Raw genomic sequence first — 15,501 nt, forward strand, 5'->3', positions numbered from 1 at the left:
GTTTTAGCAATAAATAATTGGTTATTTAAAATTTGGTTATTGGTTAAAAGAATACATCAATTTGCGATCGCCCGGTAGTTTTCAACCAGTTTTGGGCTTCAATGTAGTTATTAGGGGCCAGACGAATTGCCCGGATCCAATAGTCTGCGGCCTGGTCAAATAGTGCTTCTCCACCATCGTTGTCACCTTCTTCCTTTGCTTTTTCGCCCTTGTAGTGATAGATCACAGCGATGTTATTTAAGGCCTGAGGTAACCGAGGATTCAAATCAATGGCTTTATGATAGAAATCCAGAGCTTGATCATGGTCTCCATTGCTGGCATATATCAGCCCCATGTTGTACAAGATAAAACTTTTATCATTTGTATCTTCTTCTAAAGATAGAGCCTCTTCGTAATATTCTAGTGCTTCGGCATATTCCCCTTCAGCCTGTGCTGACATGCCATCTCGATAGTAAACAAAAGCCTCTTTAGCCTTTTTATTAGTTGGCAGAAGTTTCAGGATTAAATCTGCCATAACGGTAAAAGACTTGTCAACAAAATTATCGTTTTTCTGTGTTCTTGGCATATTTACCCCTAAAGTAACATCATTGCAAATTTAGCTATTCTGAGCTGCTCTTAAATGTAAGGCATCACGAGCTTGTTCTCTATCATCAAAATGGATTTTTTCCGTCCCGAGAATTTGATAATCTTCGTGACCTTTACCTGCTAATAATACACCATCACCTGGTTGAGCTTCCAGTATAGCAGTATGAATAGCTCTAGCGCGATCGCCAATTACCAGTCTTGACACATCCTCGGGCATACCCGTCAGGATATCTTCTAATATTGCATCTGGGTTTTCAGTGCGTGGATTATCAGAGGTTACCACGACCACATCTGCCAAATCCGCTGCAATTCTACCCATTTTTGGACGTTTTGTTTTATCCCTATCCCCTCCACAGCCAAAGACGCAAATCATTCTTCCCGGTATAAATGGACGAGCCGCTTTAAGTAAATTCTCCAAACTATCAGGTGTATGAGCATAATCCACAATAACGCTAATATCCTGGTGAGGATTGATTTGAATTCGTTCCATTCTGCCAGGGACACCTGGAAAATTAGGTATATAATCTACCACAGTTTCCAAATCCAACCCCAGATGTAGAACCGCAGCTACAGCTGCCAAAAGATTTTCTAAGTTATACTGTCCCACCAGGGGGGAGCTAAAAGGGGAATTACCCTCGGGAGTATGTAAAATACCGCTGACACCATGAGGTTGATAATTCAGATCACTCACCCAGAAATCGGCACTAGTATTATTAATGCTGTATGTCCAAAGCTGCTGTTTATCCAAACCAATAGTTAAACGTTGTCCATAGTGATCATCAATATTAATAACTGCTCTTCCTTGAAGATAGTCAGGAGTAAATAACAAAGCCTTAGCTCGAAAATAATCTTCCATATCCTGGTGATAATCAAGATGATCTTGAGTAAGATTGGTAAATACAGAAACCTCAAAGGGACAGCCAAAAACCCTATCTTGGACTAGGGAGTGGGAACTAACCTCCATAATCCCCAACTGACAACCAGCATCAACAGCTTGAGCCAGATTGTGCTGTAAGTCAATTGCAAAGGGAGTGGTATGGTTAGCAACTTGAGAAAACCCAGGCCATCGAGTATAAAGAGTACCGAGTAAAGCCGCTGGCAAATTAGCTTGATTGAGAAAATACTCAATTAAATGGGTAGTAGTAGTTTTGCCATTAGTCCCAGTTACGCCAACGATTTGCAGTTTTTCCGCTGGATAGCCATAAAAAGCTGCACAAACCTGGGCACAGACCTTATTAAGACTGGTAGCAGTGATTACGAGAGCATCTGAGGTAGGGGGAGTTTTGGATGCTGCTTGTGGGGAGATAATGGCCGCAACCGCACCAGCAGCTAAAGCACTAGGCCAGAACTCGCCTCCATCAACCCTGGTTCCAGGTATGCCAATAAATAAATCCCCCTCACCACAAGCGTGGGAATTGGTTTTGACCCCCCGAACTTCCACATCTTTACCCTGGTATTCCACGCCATCAATAACAGCCAATAATTCTCTTAAATTCATTATCTCATACCTCATCGCGAAAAGATCTGGCAGATGTCTTGTGTCTATTTTGCACGATTTTAACCACAGTACCTAACGAATTGGCAACTGGCAATTCCATCTTCTGTGTTTTATTGGAATATTCATCTCTCCTGATCTGCTAAGATCAACAACTTACTAGCCGTGGTTAATAGCAAGTTCTCTAATTGCTGAACACTTGCACGGGGAGAAGGACGGGGCACAGATTGCAAATACTCTGTTTCTCCACGCCATAGAAACAACACGGGAATTTCATACTGATAGGCGGCAAACCAATCTTCACGGGTGGTAATATCACGCACTTCTAAAGTAAAACTGATATTAGCATCTTTATTACTACTTTTACTATTGTGATGGGTTATTTGTTCTAACTTTTCTATTAATCCCTCACAAAGATGACAACCAGGTTTACCATACAGGATAATTTGCATTATGTGAATCATATTAGTAAGATGTATTAATTTATAGCTTTAGCCAGCGCTCAGGAAAGGGTTTATCCCTTACCCGGTGCAGGTGGCTACAGCTATATTGTAAAACTAGGAGAGGGAGCGAACAAACTTGTCTAGTCTTTCCACTCCTTTCTTAATTGTAGTCATATCTGTAGCATAAGAAAACCGGATGTTGTTATCAGCTCCGAAAGCTATCCCTGGAATAACAGCAACTTGATGGGATTCTAATAAAGCATCGCAAAACTCCAGAGACCTTAAACCGGTTTTACTGATGTCGGGAAATAAATAAAAAGCCCCATCAGGTCGCGCACAAGTCAACCCAGGAATAGAGTTGATGCCGTCATACATAACCTGACGACGTTGAGCAAAAGCTTGACGCATTTCCTCTACACAGTCTTGTGAACCTTCCAGAGCAGCGATCGCACCATATTGAGCAAAAGTACAGACATTAGAAGTACTATGTCCTTGAATAGTAGTAGCAGCTTTAATAATTTCCAAGGGTCCTGCCAAATAACCTAAACGCCAACCAGTCATGGAATAACCCTTAGCAAAGCCATTACTAATTAAAGTCTTGGAAAAAATTTCCTCACCTAGGGAGCCAATACTAACATGTTGTGAGCCATCATAGAGAATCTTTTCGTAAATTTCATCAGAAACCACAAAAATATCCGCCTCCACAATCACCTGAGCTAGATCTCGAATTTCTTCTAATGTGTACACCATCCCGGTGGGGTTAGAAGGGGAATTAAGGACAAATAACTTAGTTTTTGAGGTAATAGCTTGTTTGAGCTGTTGGGCACTAATTTTATAGCCATTATCAGCATAGGTTGGTACAATTACTGACCTACCACCTGCTAAAGTAACCATTTCTGGATAACTCAACCAATAGGGTGCGGGGATAATTACCTCATCTCCTGGTTCAATTAATGCCATCATGAGATTATACAAGGAATGTTTACCCCCATTAGTAACCAAGACGTTGTCTGGTTTATAGGCTAAACCATTATCGCTTTTTAGCTTGTTAGCAATAGCTTCTCGTAGCTTTGGCTCACCAGCGGCAGCACCATATTTGGTTTTGCCTTCTTTTAAAGCCTTTATAGCTGCATCTCTAACATGGGCTGGAGTATCAAAATCCGGCTCTCCAGCACTGAAACTACAAACATCAATACCCTCGGTCTTCATACCCTTAGCTTTAGCTGTAATAGCCAGGGTAATGGAGGGTGTTACCTGACCTACTCTTGCTGCCAGTTTCATTCTACTTTTCTGAGTCAATCTCTATCATATATAAGGATATCTCAGAAATTCGGTTGAAATTTGTATTTTCTTTCTGGTAGGTTGAGAGTACATAGCCTATGTACTTGACGATTGTTTATGAATAGCTTCTTAAATTTAGATAAATAAATTTGAGCACGCACTTATATTTATATACAGTTGGTTTGTTGGGTTTCGTTCCTCAACTTGTAACATATTCAATTATGTGTTAATTGCATTTAACTTTTTTTAAAAATACTTTTTTTAAACTTTTTTTAAATAATTGATGACATAAGACCATATATTATTTATTGTTAAATATCAGGTTAAAAATGGACATATTGGCAAAAACTAGGTTAACATGGTGTGGTTATTGGGGGAAAAACGTGTTTTCCCCCAAATCGGCTCAATTAGAAGTTGAGTCATAATTGCCTACAGCCAAATTTATTTTCCTGACCTTTCGCAAAAATGTTGTTGTTTTTAAAACTGATTGATTATCTATTAGCTGCTGTTTTTATTGGTGCAGCGCTAATCATTTATTTCGACTCTAATAATCAGCCCTACTTGCTAGCTGGAATTGGAGCTTCCGCAGTAGCCATTTTGCTGTTTCTTATCAACAGAAACTCAGTAGGTGCAGCGGAAAAACAAGCCAAGAAAAACGAATTCACCAAAAAAGCTGAACTTTACACATCCCTGTTACAGAATAGCAATTCCTTGGAACATAACACTATTGTCCCTGCAAGGGCTAAAGCTCTCGAATATTGTCAAGATTTGATCAATGACTATAAAAAAACCAGGAATATAGCCAGATCTCTTTACTATGTCTTACAAATTTCCACGGTAATTCTTTCAGGTGTCACACCAATTTTAGTCCTGGTTGATAAGCTAGAAACCGGACAACCCTGGTTGAAGTGGCTACCTGTCATTTGTCCTGCAGTAGCATCTATTGTCGCTAGCATTGTTACATCTTTTCCCTTTCAAAAAAATTGGGTTACAGCCAATACAATTGTAGAGTTATTAGAAGCAGAACAAGAAAAATTCATTTTAGGAATCACACCCGCATATCGTTGTTATGATGTTGTTGGTGACCTAGAACAACAACAAAAAGCCAGTCAAGCTGTAGAACTATTCATTAGCCAAGTCAATAGCATTCACTTGCAACAAGTTCAACAATCAACTGAACAACAGTCCGATAAAAGGAAAGAAGAAACTAAGACTCAAGATCCTGCGTTAAATTAGAGTTCGGGGGAAATTAGTCAACTCCAAGCAACTGGGGAATTATCTGTCTCAGAGCATGACCCCGGTGACTAATGCTTTTTTTCAACTCCGGTGACATTTGAGCAAAGGTCAATTTTTTTTCCGGAACATAAAAAATCGGATCGTAACCAAACCCCCCCTCTCCCCTCACTTCATACAGAATTTCTCCCTCACAACTACCCTCAGACTGGAAAATAATTTCCCCCTGAGGGTTAGCAACAGCTATGGCGCAGATAAATTCTGCTCGTCGGTTCTCTGTATTTCCTAATTCTCGCAATAACCGCCCAATCCTTTCCCCATCGGTGTTTCCATACCGAGCAGAATATACACCAGGCGCACCATTTAACCAATCTACCGATAAACCAGAATCATCTGCGATCGCCCATTGAGATGTATATTTTGCAACCTCAACAGCTTTCAAGCAGGCGTTTTCAGCAAAGGTGGTTCCAGTTTCATCCACATCTAAATCAGGGGGTTTGGGAGTTAGTTCCCAACCAGAATCGGATAAATAAGCCTCCATTTCCCTTAATTTTCCCAGATTTCCCGTCCCTACCACAAGTGTTTTTTTCATTGTACTAGTAAATGTTGGTAAATGTTAATTTGATTCTGCCCAGGTTTTTGCCCAATTTAATGTTTGGTGAACTTGTTCTATGGTAGATGCTTCACAGTAAAGTCTTAAAACTGGTTCAGTGCCACTAAATCGAATCATCAACCAACTTTCATCCGCAAGACGAAATTTATAACCATCTATGGTCTGACAATCAATGACTTTTTTACCGGCAATTTCTGTTAATTTCTGAGTTTTTAGTTGTTGTAGTAATCTATCGCGGATCTGCATACTTGCCAATGGTAAATCTATCCGATCATAAGCAGAGAAGAAATTATTCTTTTCCTGTAATTGCTGATAATATTCACCCAAATCTAAACCAGAATCCACAACTGCTTCTAATACGTACAATGCAGATAATAGAGCATCCCGCTCAGGAATGTGGCTACCATAACCAATCCCCCCGGATTCTTCACCACCTAATAAAACTTCTGTCATCAACATTCTATCAGCAATGTATTTATAACCAACAGCAGTTTCAAATATTGATAAACCTAGGGATCTGGCTACACTGGGAATTAAGTCAGACCCACTGACGGTTTTGACAATTTCTCCGGTAAAATTGCGTCTGGTTTTTAGGTGATCTATCAAAATTGGAATCAATATCTGAGAACTTAGAAAATTGCCATTTCTATCCAACGCCGCAATGCGATCGCCATCTCCATCAAATACTAAACCAACCGTTAATGTTGACCGATTTTGTTGGTGATGAATTTCTGTATAATTTTTAATTTCAGCTGAAATTTCAGAAATATATTTAGGCAAAGGTTCTGGTGGTTTTCCGCCAAATAGGGGATCTCGATTGCCATTAATTTCTTTCACTTTTTGCCCTAATAGCCTCCCCAAACCACTAGCTGCTGCACCATGCATCACATCAACAAATAGTGTTAATTTATCCGAGGATATTGCTTCCTGAATTGCCTCAATATTCACTTTCTTTGCCAATGCTTGACAATAACTTATCCAGGGATCAAACGTCTCTTCTTTTCCTAGATTACCTACTGGGGAAAATTCTACAGTTAATAATCTTTCTATTTCCTGAGTAACTTCTGGAGGGACTGAACCCCCAAAAGCACTCTTGACTTTTAACCCCAAATAGGAGCCAGGGTTATGACTAGCTGTGATCACTAAAGCTCCCAAAGCATTAAAATCTTTAGCAGCCCAACTAAAAGCAGGTGTTGGTGCATAGTCCTGACTAAATAGAACATCAAATCCTAAAGCTTTAATAGCATCAGCCACAACGCGGGCAAAATTTTCCGCCATAAAGCGACGGTCATATCCGACTACAATGGTACGGCTACCGGTCAGGGAATAATATGTATTATATAACACTTTAGCTGCTACGGAAGCAACTAAAGTCAGACGTTCAAAAGTAAACTCATCAGCGATTACTCCTCGCCATCCATCAGTACCAAACTTGATAGGACTAAGAAGCATATTGGTTAATATGGGCATGGATATAAGCTATAATTTCTAATCTTTTAGATTTTATCAGCTACCTGAGCAATGGCCAATGGTAAGATCCGGTGTTCCTGAACTTGGATTCTCGCATGTAGGGTTTCTGCTGTATCGTTTGGCAATACTGGAACTGCAGCTTGCATCAAAATTGGACCGCTGTCCATTTCTAATCTCAGCAGGTGAACTGTACAACCTGTTATTTTTACACCTGCTTCTAAGGCTTGCTCTACAGCTCTAACACCTTTAAAACTAGGTAATAAACTGGGGTGGATATTAATAATGTGATTCGGAAAAGCATCTATTAGTTCTTGGGTAACTAAACGCATCCAACCGGCCATAACTACTAAATCAACTCGATATTGGCGTAGAGTGCTGACAATTTCCCGATCCAAATCTTCTCGCTTTTGGTAATGACGATGATTGAGCAATATTGCTTCTACTCCATGATTGAGAGCCCTTTCTGCTGCTTTTGCTAGGGGATTATTATAAATTAAAACTTGAATTTGGGCATTAAGATCCCCCGATTTGATTGCTTGAGCAACCACCTCAAAATTGCTCCCATTCCCAGAGGCCATGACTCCTAATTTTACAGGTTTTATGTCATGGGACTGGTAACCTGAAACATCAGGGGAAATTAGACTAGAGGTGCTATTCATGGAGTAAGATTGAATCATAAAGTTACTGATATTCTCCCGGTCAACAAGATTATCATGAAAAGATGGCGGTTTTCCCTCAGTCAACTCTTAGATAATCATACCATTGCTGCTTGGACTTTTCTAGCTCCGGCGCTGGTATTATTAGGTTTGTTTATAATTTGGCCAATTGTCTATTTATTTTATCTGAGTTTCACTGCTGGTAGTTTTACGTCTAAGGGTATTTATTGGGTAGGTTTGAAGAACTACTGGCGTCTGTTATTAAATTCGGATTTTTGGCAGGTCTTATTTAACACTGCCTATTTCACTTTGGGTACGGTGATTCCCAGTTTAGTAATTCCCCTAGGGTTAGCAGTATTATTAAATCGTGTGCTACCTTGGCGGGGAATTTTACGTAGTTTCTATTTTTTACCTTCTATTATTTCTTTGGTTGCTGCTGGTTTAGGTTTTCGTTGGTTGTTTCAGAATACTGGTCCTGTAAATGGAATGTTGGAGTTTTTTGGGTTTCCTCCCATATCTTGGTTAGGTGATACTTTTTGGGCCATGCCAGTTTTAATTTTGTTTAGTATTTGGAAGCAAATTGGTTTCAACATGGTGGTTTTTTTAGCTGGTTTACAAGCCATTTCATCAACTCTTTACGAAGCAGCAGAGCTGGACGGAGCAGGTGACTGGCAACAGTTTTGGCATATTACTTTGCCAGGACTAAGACCAACTTTAATTTTTGCTACTGTCACCACTTCTATTTTCACATTTCGCAGTTTTGAGCCTGTTTATGTAATTACTGGTGGCGGTCCTTTAAATTCTACTAATTTGTTGGTTTACTACACCTATCAAGAAGCTTTTGCCCAATTTGATTTCGGTTATGCTGCTGCAGTTGCTAGTGTTTTATTAGTAATAACCCTCCTACTAGTTTACTTTCAATTACAAACTTGGGGAAGGGGGTAATTCTGCGGAAACATCTTCACTAGAGCTGTAAATTTCAATTCCTAATTTAGAAGCTATGGAATTGGCACTGGGGTGAACCATGGGTGAAATTACAATCTTTCTCGTAGCTTGTCTTTGATGTTGTTGCTGATAAAAGTCTACTTTCCGGTAAAACGTGTACAAGTCAGCTTTGCTTACGGATGATTTGATCTCACAAATGATTAGTTCCCCATTTCTGATAATCAAATCCAGTTCCACTTGGTCTGGTCTACCAAATACTATTCCTTGATCATCATACTCCACTATATTCAAAACTTCTACGCCAAAAGACTCTTCTAAGATTGCTTTTAGACCATTACGAAACGAGGACTCAGAACATAGGCCCCACCGTGAACCGAGTCCGCTAATAGCAATGTCATGCTTACGACTCATGCGATCTATTGCTGCGATAACTCGGTCAAATTCCTGTCTGTTTTCATTCCATTTACCAGTTTGCTCATCCCACTTACGAGCTTGTTCCTGACGGTCAAGTTCCAGTTCCCGTTTGTTTTCATCCCACTTACGAGCTTGTTCCTGACGGTCAAGTTCCAGTTCCCGTTTGTTTTCATCCCACTTACGAGCTTGTTCCTGACGGTCAAGTTCCATTTGGGTGATGACCTGGTCAAATTCTCGTCTGTTTTCATCCCATTTGCGAGCTTGTTCCTGACGGTCAAGTTCCATTTGGGCGAATACTCGGTCAAATTCCTGTTTGTTTTCATCCCATTTGCGAGCTTGTTCCTGACGGTCAAGTTCCATTTGGGCGAATACTCGGTCAAATTCCTGTTTGTTTTCATCCCATTTGCGAGCTTGTTCCTGACGGTCAAGTTCCAGTTCCTGTTTGTTTTCATCCCACTTACGAGCTTGTTCCTGACGGTCAAGTTCCAGTTCCCGTTTGTTTTCATCCCACTTGCGAGACTGCTCTTCCCTATCCCGTCGTATTTCCCCCAATACTAAATCAAAGTGACTTTCCGTCTCCAAGCTTCCAGCAAAATAGCTGGAAATTGCCCTCACCAGCAAATCCCGCACTTCCACATCCTCTTGTATTAATGCAGGTAACTGTTGTTTTAGGAGCTGTTTAAAATCCATATCATTTATGGTCATGATATGTACACATCATTAACTACAGTACCATTATACCACAGGTCCACAGATTTGATACTCCTTCTAAAATTCTTTTCGAGAAAAGATGAAAATGGCGATCGCCAATAGCATCAAACTATAGGTTAATCCATAACCTGCATTACTGAATAAGGTGATAGTGTCAGGTATGGCTTCCCATCCATAAACGACATCATTTTTTAGATCCAGGCGGGACAAATCCGGCAGAGTTAGATATAAAATAGTAACAATATTTACAATAAACGGGTTTTCACCCGCACGTACCAGGTTGACTAGGTCGGTAGTAGTGTTACCTATTAAGTAGATAGCAATTGAAAGGAAAGTAGCTAGTAAGGTACTAGTGAATACTCCCAAAGTTATGGCAACGGTGGTGATTAAACTTAACTGTAAAAATAAGAATATCACCGCTAAAATGATTGTATATGGATTGTAGGTAATTTTCTGAAATTGCAAAAATCCTAGGTAAATGATTGTCATACATGTCAGAAGTAAGAGCAATACCCCACATAAACCTAAGTATTTACTGATAATCAATTGACCACGGCTAATTGGTTTAGCAAGAATGGTCAGGATTGTCCTTTTTTCTATTTCCTGATTCATCGTGCTAGTACCAATAAATACTGCTACAATCAAACCGATAATGTTCATTATTCCCAAACCCGCATCCAAAAAGATTTTGTCTTGGGTTGCTGGTGCAAATTGAAAAATCACTTGGTTAGCAGGGATAAGAATAACTGCGTAAAAACCTAGGATATATAGAAGGCGATCTCTCACTACTTGTTGGAGTAGACTTTTGGCTATAACAAGGGTTGTAATAATGTTCATCTTGGGGATAGTTGTCACCTGTTAATTGATGATAATTCTGAAGTACATGGGAATGTTTTGCCTACTGTTGTGCTGGTGGCGAACCTCTAAAAAATTTCGTTTTGCGATCGCATTTAATTTTTGCCTTCACATTTTTATTATCGGTGGTGTACTCGGAAGCAATTGGTTCAATGTAACAAGATTTGCGTAAATAAAACCCCTTTTTACTATCAGTCGGTCCTTGCCAAATACTGAGAAGATCTAATCGGTAACCTGATTTGATATTAACCACACGAGGTTCGATTTTCCATAGTCCCTTCTCTTCAAATTCTCGCAGGTTTTTATTAATCATTATTTTTCCTAAGTTACCCACTTGTTGATTAGCCTCCAATAGCCACCTTTCTACTTCTGACCAAGGTCTATTAGTGATTTGCTGTAGAATTAGTGGTTCAATTCTATTTAAAATTACATTCCCCGGTTCTGGTTTGCTTGCTTTTGGTTCAAATTTAATTACAAAATTGCTGCGTTGAAAACTCTGTGCAGATAAACTGGGATATTCTTTTAACCATTTATCTGTGACAAAGTTAAATTGCAACCAGCAACTAATTAACATTGACCAACTTAGCAGCAAAATGATTTTTTGTCTGACTTCCAACTTAGGGAGAGTTGCTTTTGGCGATATGCCATCCCCCGTAAAAAACTGTGGTAATGCTGTAATTATGGCAGCAATTGTGGGCCATAAAACTATGGTTCTGACCGTGATTGCGTTTTCTCCATGTCCAAAGGCAAATACACTAAATATAAATCCTGTCAACAAAGCACCCACAGGCATAAAAGTTCCTGGGACTCTTACGGGAGAATCTGTTGTATACCAAGCGGTTCCGGTGAATAAAAATATCCAACCCGTAAAAGCAATAATATCTTTGATTATACCGGTGGCTAGATATGAAATTCCCCAAGAGAAAATACTTAGATATATAAACGTCTGCCAAGAAAAAGATCTGGGGGGCATTAATAGTTTCTGAATGCCTAAAAACAGATCTTTAATAAATGTGAATAACTGGATGATTTCTTTCAATAATGGAAAGTTCATAATTTTTACCTAGGGAGAGTGGTAGATTTTAACTTCTTTTAAGAAAGTCCCGTGCTAAAATAAGTAGGCTAATGGCGGTATAGCTGATTGTATTAGCTATGAGGATGGTCGTAATCAGGTTATTATTTTGCATTTTCAGCTTTTGTTTCGCCAGACTCTTTTCTCTTTGGGTCATTTCTGCCAAGTTTAACTGATTCCTACCCTCACGCAAAATAATCATTAGTATTTTTAAAAACAGGGTCTCAATTAGAAAAGTCCCCAGGAAAATCACAAACCCTATGAGAAACAGATTAGTTTTGAGATTACCTTGAAAAGTGTTAAAGAATACATAGCTCATCAGTTCCGATTTCACCTTGACGGGTAGGATTGGTTCCAGCAAGAAAAAAATGTTCCAACCCAGAACGGTAGAGAGGACGTTGATCGCCATAGCGTAAAAAACACTGGTCTTTTTGTCAAATTTGATTGCTCTGTGGAGAATATAGGACTCTATCGGAATAGCAACCAGCAAAAATAAAGTTTGAAAGACAATAGTACCCACCGGGAGGACTTTGGGTAGTGATAATTCATCAAGCATAAGACACTGTGTGGATGGTTAAAAACTCATGGAACAACCATTCAATATAATAGAATATACATAACTTGGGAGAAAATGGCTAGAAAAGAAGATGACAAGAAATGGAATCGGTATTCTGACAGCACAAGCACGGTCAGAACGACTGACAGGTCAAATTCACGTTTATGATGGTGCAGGAAAGGGTAAATCTCAAGCTGCTTTAGGGGTGGTTTTGCGCTCTATTGGCCTGGGTATCAATACCAAGAGCAATTGTAATCGCGTTTTGCTATTACGGTTTTTGAAAGGACCAGGAAGAGATTATGACGAGGATGGAGCGATCGCAGCTTTACAAAGGGGTTTCCCTCATTTGATTGACCAGGTGCGTACGGGTAGGGCTGAGTATTTCGGACATGATGAAATTACTCCCTTTGACCGAGCAGAAGCAGCAAGGGGTTGGGATGTGGCTAAGGGGGCTCTTGCTTCTGACCTTTATTCCGTGGTGGTTCTGGATGAAATTAACCCGGTTTTAGATTTGGGACTGCTCCCGGTTCAAGAGGTCGTAGAAACCTTAAAATCTAAACCTCAAGAACTGGAAATTATTACTACAGGTCGAGCAGCTCCACAACAATTACTGGATATTGCTGACCTGCACTCGGAAATGAAACCCCACCATCATCCTCAAGCAGCAGAATTACTCTTGGATGGTATAGAAATTTATACTGGTTCAGGAAAAGGTAAGTCTACTAGTGCCTTGGGTAAGGCTCTAAAATCAATCGGTAGGGGAATTAATCACCCCGGTTCCGCCCGTGTATTGATTATGCAATGGTTGAAAGGTGGTACTGGATATACTGAAGATGCAGCGATCGCCGCTTTACAGCAATCCTATCCCGATGTGGTAGATCACTTACGCTGTGGTCGGGATGCGATCGTGTGGCGCAATTCTCGACAACATTTGGACTATGTGGAAGCAGAACGAGGTTGGGAAATTGCCAAAACTGCGATCGCATCTGGGGTGTATAAAACTATCATTCTTGATGAACTAAATCCCACGGTTGACCTTGAGTTACTCTCCGTAGAGCCTATCCTACAAGCCCTATTGCGTAAACCTAAAGGTACGGAAATCATTATTACTGGGCGTTGTCAAAATCAACCAGCCTATTTTGATTTAGCCAGTATTCATTCTGAGGTTTATTGTCATAAGCATTACGCAAACCAGGGAGTAGAATTAAAAAGAGGGGTAGATTTTTAAGGGAGGGGAGTTAGGTTTACCGTGGGTTTGTCTTCATCAAACAAAGCCAAATCAAACCAAAAGGTAGTACCTACTCCAACTTCACTAACCAAATGCACTTGACTATGGTGTCTTTCCATGATATTTCTAACGATAGATAAACCCAATCCAGTACCCTCTAGGGTATGAACTCGATTTTCCACCCGGAAAAAGCGGTCAAAAATTGCCTGTTGGTCTTCTGGAGCAATGCCTATACCTGTATCGCTAATCTCAATGCGAACTAATGGAGAATTGTGACCAGACCTATTTACATCCACCCTATAAGCACGAATAGCTACTATGCCTCCTGCTGGTGTGAATTTTAAAGCATTACCGATTAAATTGCCAAACACTTGCAGCAATAAATCATAATTACCTATTACCAGTGGTAAATTAGGTGTTAGTTCCTGAACCAGGTTAATACCCTTTTCCTTAGCATTAAGTTGATAAGTTCTCAATGTTTGTTCTAATGCTTGTGCTAAGTCAACACCATCAAAATGATAGGTTCGACCAGACTCTAGTTTTGATAAGTCCAAAACATCATTAACCAAGCGGGTAAGTCTATCAGTTTCATGGTTTACAGTTGCCAAAAATTCTTGACGCTCTTTGGCACCTAGGTCATCACCATAATCATGAAGAGTCTCAATATAGGTTTTAATATTAAACAGGGGAGTGCGCAACTCATGGGAAATATTACTAATAAATTGACTTTTAGCTTCATTTAATTCCACTTCTCGGGTGATATCTTGCACAGTAATAGCAATACCCTTAATGCTTTCTCTTTGGGAGTCAAGAACGGTGGTCAAAAGAATACGGATGGTACGTTTAGTTGGTTCTACCAGGAGGATGCGAAATTCTGCACTTTCACGCTCACCACTGGCCATTTCATACAAAGTGCGAGTTATTTCCATTTGTACACTATGTGGTAGGTAATTCAAAAGATTTTGACCCACCACATCTGTTCCTTCCCAGGCAAAAATACGTCTGGCCGTGGGATTGACCAAAATTACCTGCATATTATTATCAATAAGTACTGCACCATCAGCAATAGTAGAAACTAAAGTTTCCAATTTAGCTTTTTCCGCAGTTAATTCCTCTATATTTTGTTCCTCATACCTTTCTAGTCTTTCGGCCATATCATTAAAGCTGAAAATTAGTTCCCCTAATTCTCCTCCCAAGGGTAAATCTATGCGCTGTTTAAAATTTCCCGCTGCTATTTGCTTTACCCCTGCTAGCAATTCCTTGATTGGTTTGGTAATGGTCAAAGCATTAATCACCCCTGCCAAAATTACCATCACCCAAATTGTGATAAAAACCGCAATAGTTACATCACGGGTAAAATTGGAGGAAATTACCGCTGTGGGATTGGGATTAATGCCAATGGCCAGCATACCCAAATATCGCTTATTTGCCATCAAAGGGATAAATACATCTGTGACCAAACCATCAGGCGTATTGTGTTGACGAACTATTGGTTTTTGCTCATCATCAAGATAGTCTTCTGGTGGTAGCATTTCTTGTTTAATCGTCAAGGAACTTTCTACCTGGGGATCCCAGAAGGGAATGCCAAAAAAGATTTCCCCCGTTTCATCAGCATACAGCATATAGCGCACGCTAGATGTGCTACTGTAAAAACGCTGGGAAAACTGTGCCACCTCTGTGAAGTTTTTTTCTGCAACTAGTGGTGTAACGTTAGAAGCTAACAGCAGTCCCAGGTCTCTGCCAAATCTTGTGTCATTCAACCATTCATCTTGTTGAATTGTATTAACCGCCCAAAAGGTTAATCCACTCATAAATAGGGAAACCACTAAGGTAGCAACTGCTAGGAGCTTAGTTTGTAGAGTAAACTCATACCACCAATGATTAATCACATTACGAATTGTTACAATTAACATTGTTCGACCACCAATATGTTTGATTACATTC

The 15,501-nt window shown here is 39.9% G+C and carries 15 protein-coding genes; 3 read left to right on the top strand and 12 right to left on the bottom strand.

Annotated features, from left to right (window positions below; all coding sequences use genetic code 11):
* Positions 1-43 precede the first annotated feature (43 nt).
* The 4 genes from C6N34_RS10605 to C6N34_RS10620 form a co-directional block, all read right to left on the bottom strand.
* Positions 44-565 (bottom strand): photosystem I assembly protein Ycf3, encoded by a 522-nt coding sequence (locus C6N34_RS10605; RefSeq protein ID WP_006276872.1) that lies wholly within the window; start codon positions 563-565, stop codon positions 44-46.
* Positions 566-595: 30 nt separating this feature from the next.
* Positions 596-2,083 (bottom strand): UDP-N-acetylmuramoyl-L-alanyl-D-glutamate--2,6-diaminopimelate ligase, encoded by a 1,488-nt coding sequence (locus C6N34_RS10610; protein WP_057177085.1) that lies wholly within the window; start codon positions 2,081-2,083, stop codon positions 596-598.
* 122 nt (positions 2,084-2,205) lie between these two features.
* A complete protein-coding gene (locus C6N34_RS10615; RefSeq protein WP_057177086.1) occupies positions 2,206-2,532 on the bottom strand; it encodes a glutaredoxin family protein in 327 nt (108 codons plus the stop codon).
* A gap of 105 nt (positions 2,533-2,637) precedes the next feature.
* On the bottom strand, positions 2,638-3,804 hold the full coding sequence (locus C6N34_RS10620; protein WP_115539348.1) for a pyridoxal phosphate-dependent aminotransferase: 1,167 nt from the start codon (positions 3,802-3,804) through the stop codon (positions 2,638-2,640).
* Between the two features lie 465 nt (positions 3,805-4,269).
* On the opposite strand from C6N34_RS10620, the gene C6N34_RS10625 reads away from it, so the two are divergent.
* A complete protein-coding gene (locus C6N34_RS10625) occupies positions 4,270-5,040 on the top strand; it encodes a DUF4231 domain-containing protein (RefSeq protein ID WP_057177088.1) in 771 nt (256 codons plus the stop codon).
* 13 nt (positions 5,041-5,053) lie between these two features.
* On the opposite strand, the gene rdgB is transcribed toward C6N34_RS10625, so the two are convergent.
* Genes rdgB through purN form a run of 3 tightly spaced genes read right to left on the bottom strand, consistent with a single transcriptional unit; the run spans position 5,054 to position 7,797 of the window.
* Entirely contained in the window at positions 5,054-5,629 is a 576-nt protein-coding gene (gene rdgB, locus C6N34_RS10630; protein WP_057177089.1) for an RdgB/HAM1 family non-canonical purine NTP pyrophosphatase, read from the bottom strand.
* A 24-nt stretch (positions 5,630-5,653) separates the two neighbouring features.
* Positions 5,654-7,120 (bottom strand): phosphoglucomutase/phosphomannomutase family protein, encoded by a 1,467-nt coding sequence (locus C6N34_RS10635; protein WP_057177090.1) that lies wholly within the window; start codon positions 7,118-7,120, stop codon positions 5,654-5,656.
* A gap of 26 nt (positions 7,121-7,146) precedes the next feature.
* A complete protein-coding gene (gene purN / locus C6N34_RS10640; RefSeq protein ID WP_115539347.1) occupies positions 7,147-7,797 on the bottom strand; it encodes a phosphoribosylglycinamide formyltransferase in 651 nt (216 codons plus the stop codon).
* Positions 7,798-7,833: 36 nt separating this feature from the next.
* On the opposite strand from purN, the gene C6N34_RS10645 reads away from it, so the two are divergent.
* Entirely contained in the window at positions 7,834-8,721 is an 888-nt protein-coding gene (locus C6N34_RS10645) for a carbohydrate ABC transporter permease (protein WP_057177104.1), read from the top strand.
* Here the strand turns inward: C6N34_RS10645 and C6N34_RS10650 are convergent.
* The 4 genes from C6N34_RS10650 to fraC all read right to left on the bottom strand — a co-directional run bounded on the left by C6N34_RS10650 (position 8,698) and on the right by fraC (position 12,329).
* Positions 8,698-9,840, bottom strand: coding sequence for a PD-(D/E)XK nuclease family protein (locus tag C6N34_RS10650; protein WP_236107007.1), 1,143 nt, complete (start codon positions 9,838-9,840; stop codon positions 8,698-8,700). The two genes, C6N34_RS10645 and C6N34_RS10650, sit on opposite strands and share 24 nt — an antisense overlap.
* Positions 9,841-9,903: 63 nt before the next feature.
* Positions 9,904-10,683, bottom strand: a complete 780-nt coding sequence (locus C6N34_RS10655) for an ABC transporter permease (protein ID WP_057177093.1) — start codon at positions 10,681-10,683, stop codon at positions 9,904-9,906.
* 61 nt (positions 10,684-10,744) lie between these two features.
* Positions 10,745-11,755, bottom strand: a complete 1,011-nt coding sequence (gene fraD, locus C6N34_RS10660; protein ID WP_057177094.1) for a septal junction protein FraD — start codon at positions 11,753-11,755, stop codon at positions 10,745-10,747.
* A gap of 28 nt (positions 11,756-11,783) precedes the next feature.
* Positions 11,784-12,329: a filament integrity protein FraC gene (fraC, locus tag C6N34_RS10665; RefSeq protein ID WP_115539345.1), complete on the bottom strand. Its 546-nt coding sequence runs from the start codon at positions 12,327-12,329 to the stop codon at positions 11,784-11,786.
* A 91-nt stretch (positions 12,330-12,420) separates the two neighbouring features.
* Here fraC and C6N34_RS10670 point away from each other — a divergent pair, with 91 nt between their 5' ends.
* Positions 12,421-13,557 (top strand): cob(I)yrinic acid a,c-diamide adenosyltransferase, encoded by a 1,137-nt coding sequence (locus tag C6N34_RS10670; protein ID WP_006276885.1) that lies wholly within the window; start codon positions 12,421-12,423, stop codon positions 13,555-13,557.
* Here C6N34_RS10670 and nblS read toward each other — a convergent pair.
* Complete coding sequence (nblS, locus tag C6N34_RS10675; protein ID WP_057177096.1) at positions 13,554-15,470, bottom strand: two-component system sensor histidine kinase NblS; 1,917 nt, start codon at positions 15,468-15,470, stop codon at positions 13,554-13,556. The genes C6N34_RS10670 and nblS overlap by 4 nt on opposite strands.
* Positions 15,471-15,501: the final 31 nt, after the last annotated feature.

Source organism: Cylindrospermopsis raciborskii Cr2010 (assembly GCF_003367075.2).
GTDB lineage: Bacteria > Cyanobacteriota > Cyanobacteriia > Cyanobacteriales > Nostocaceae > Raphidiopsis > Raphidiopsis raciborskii.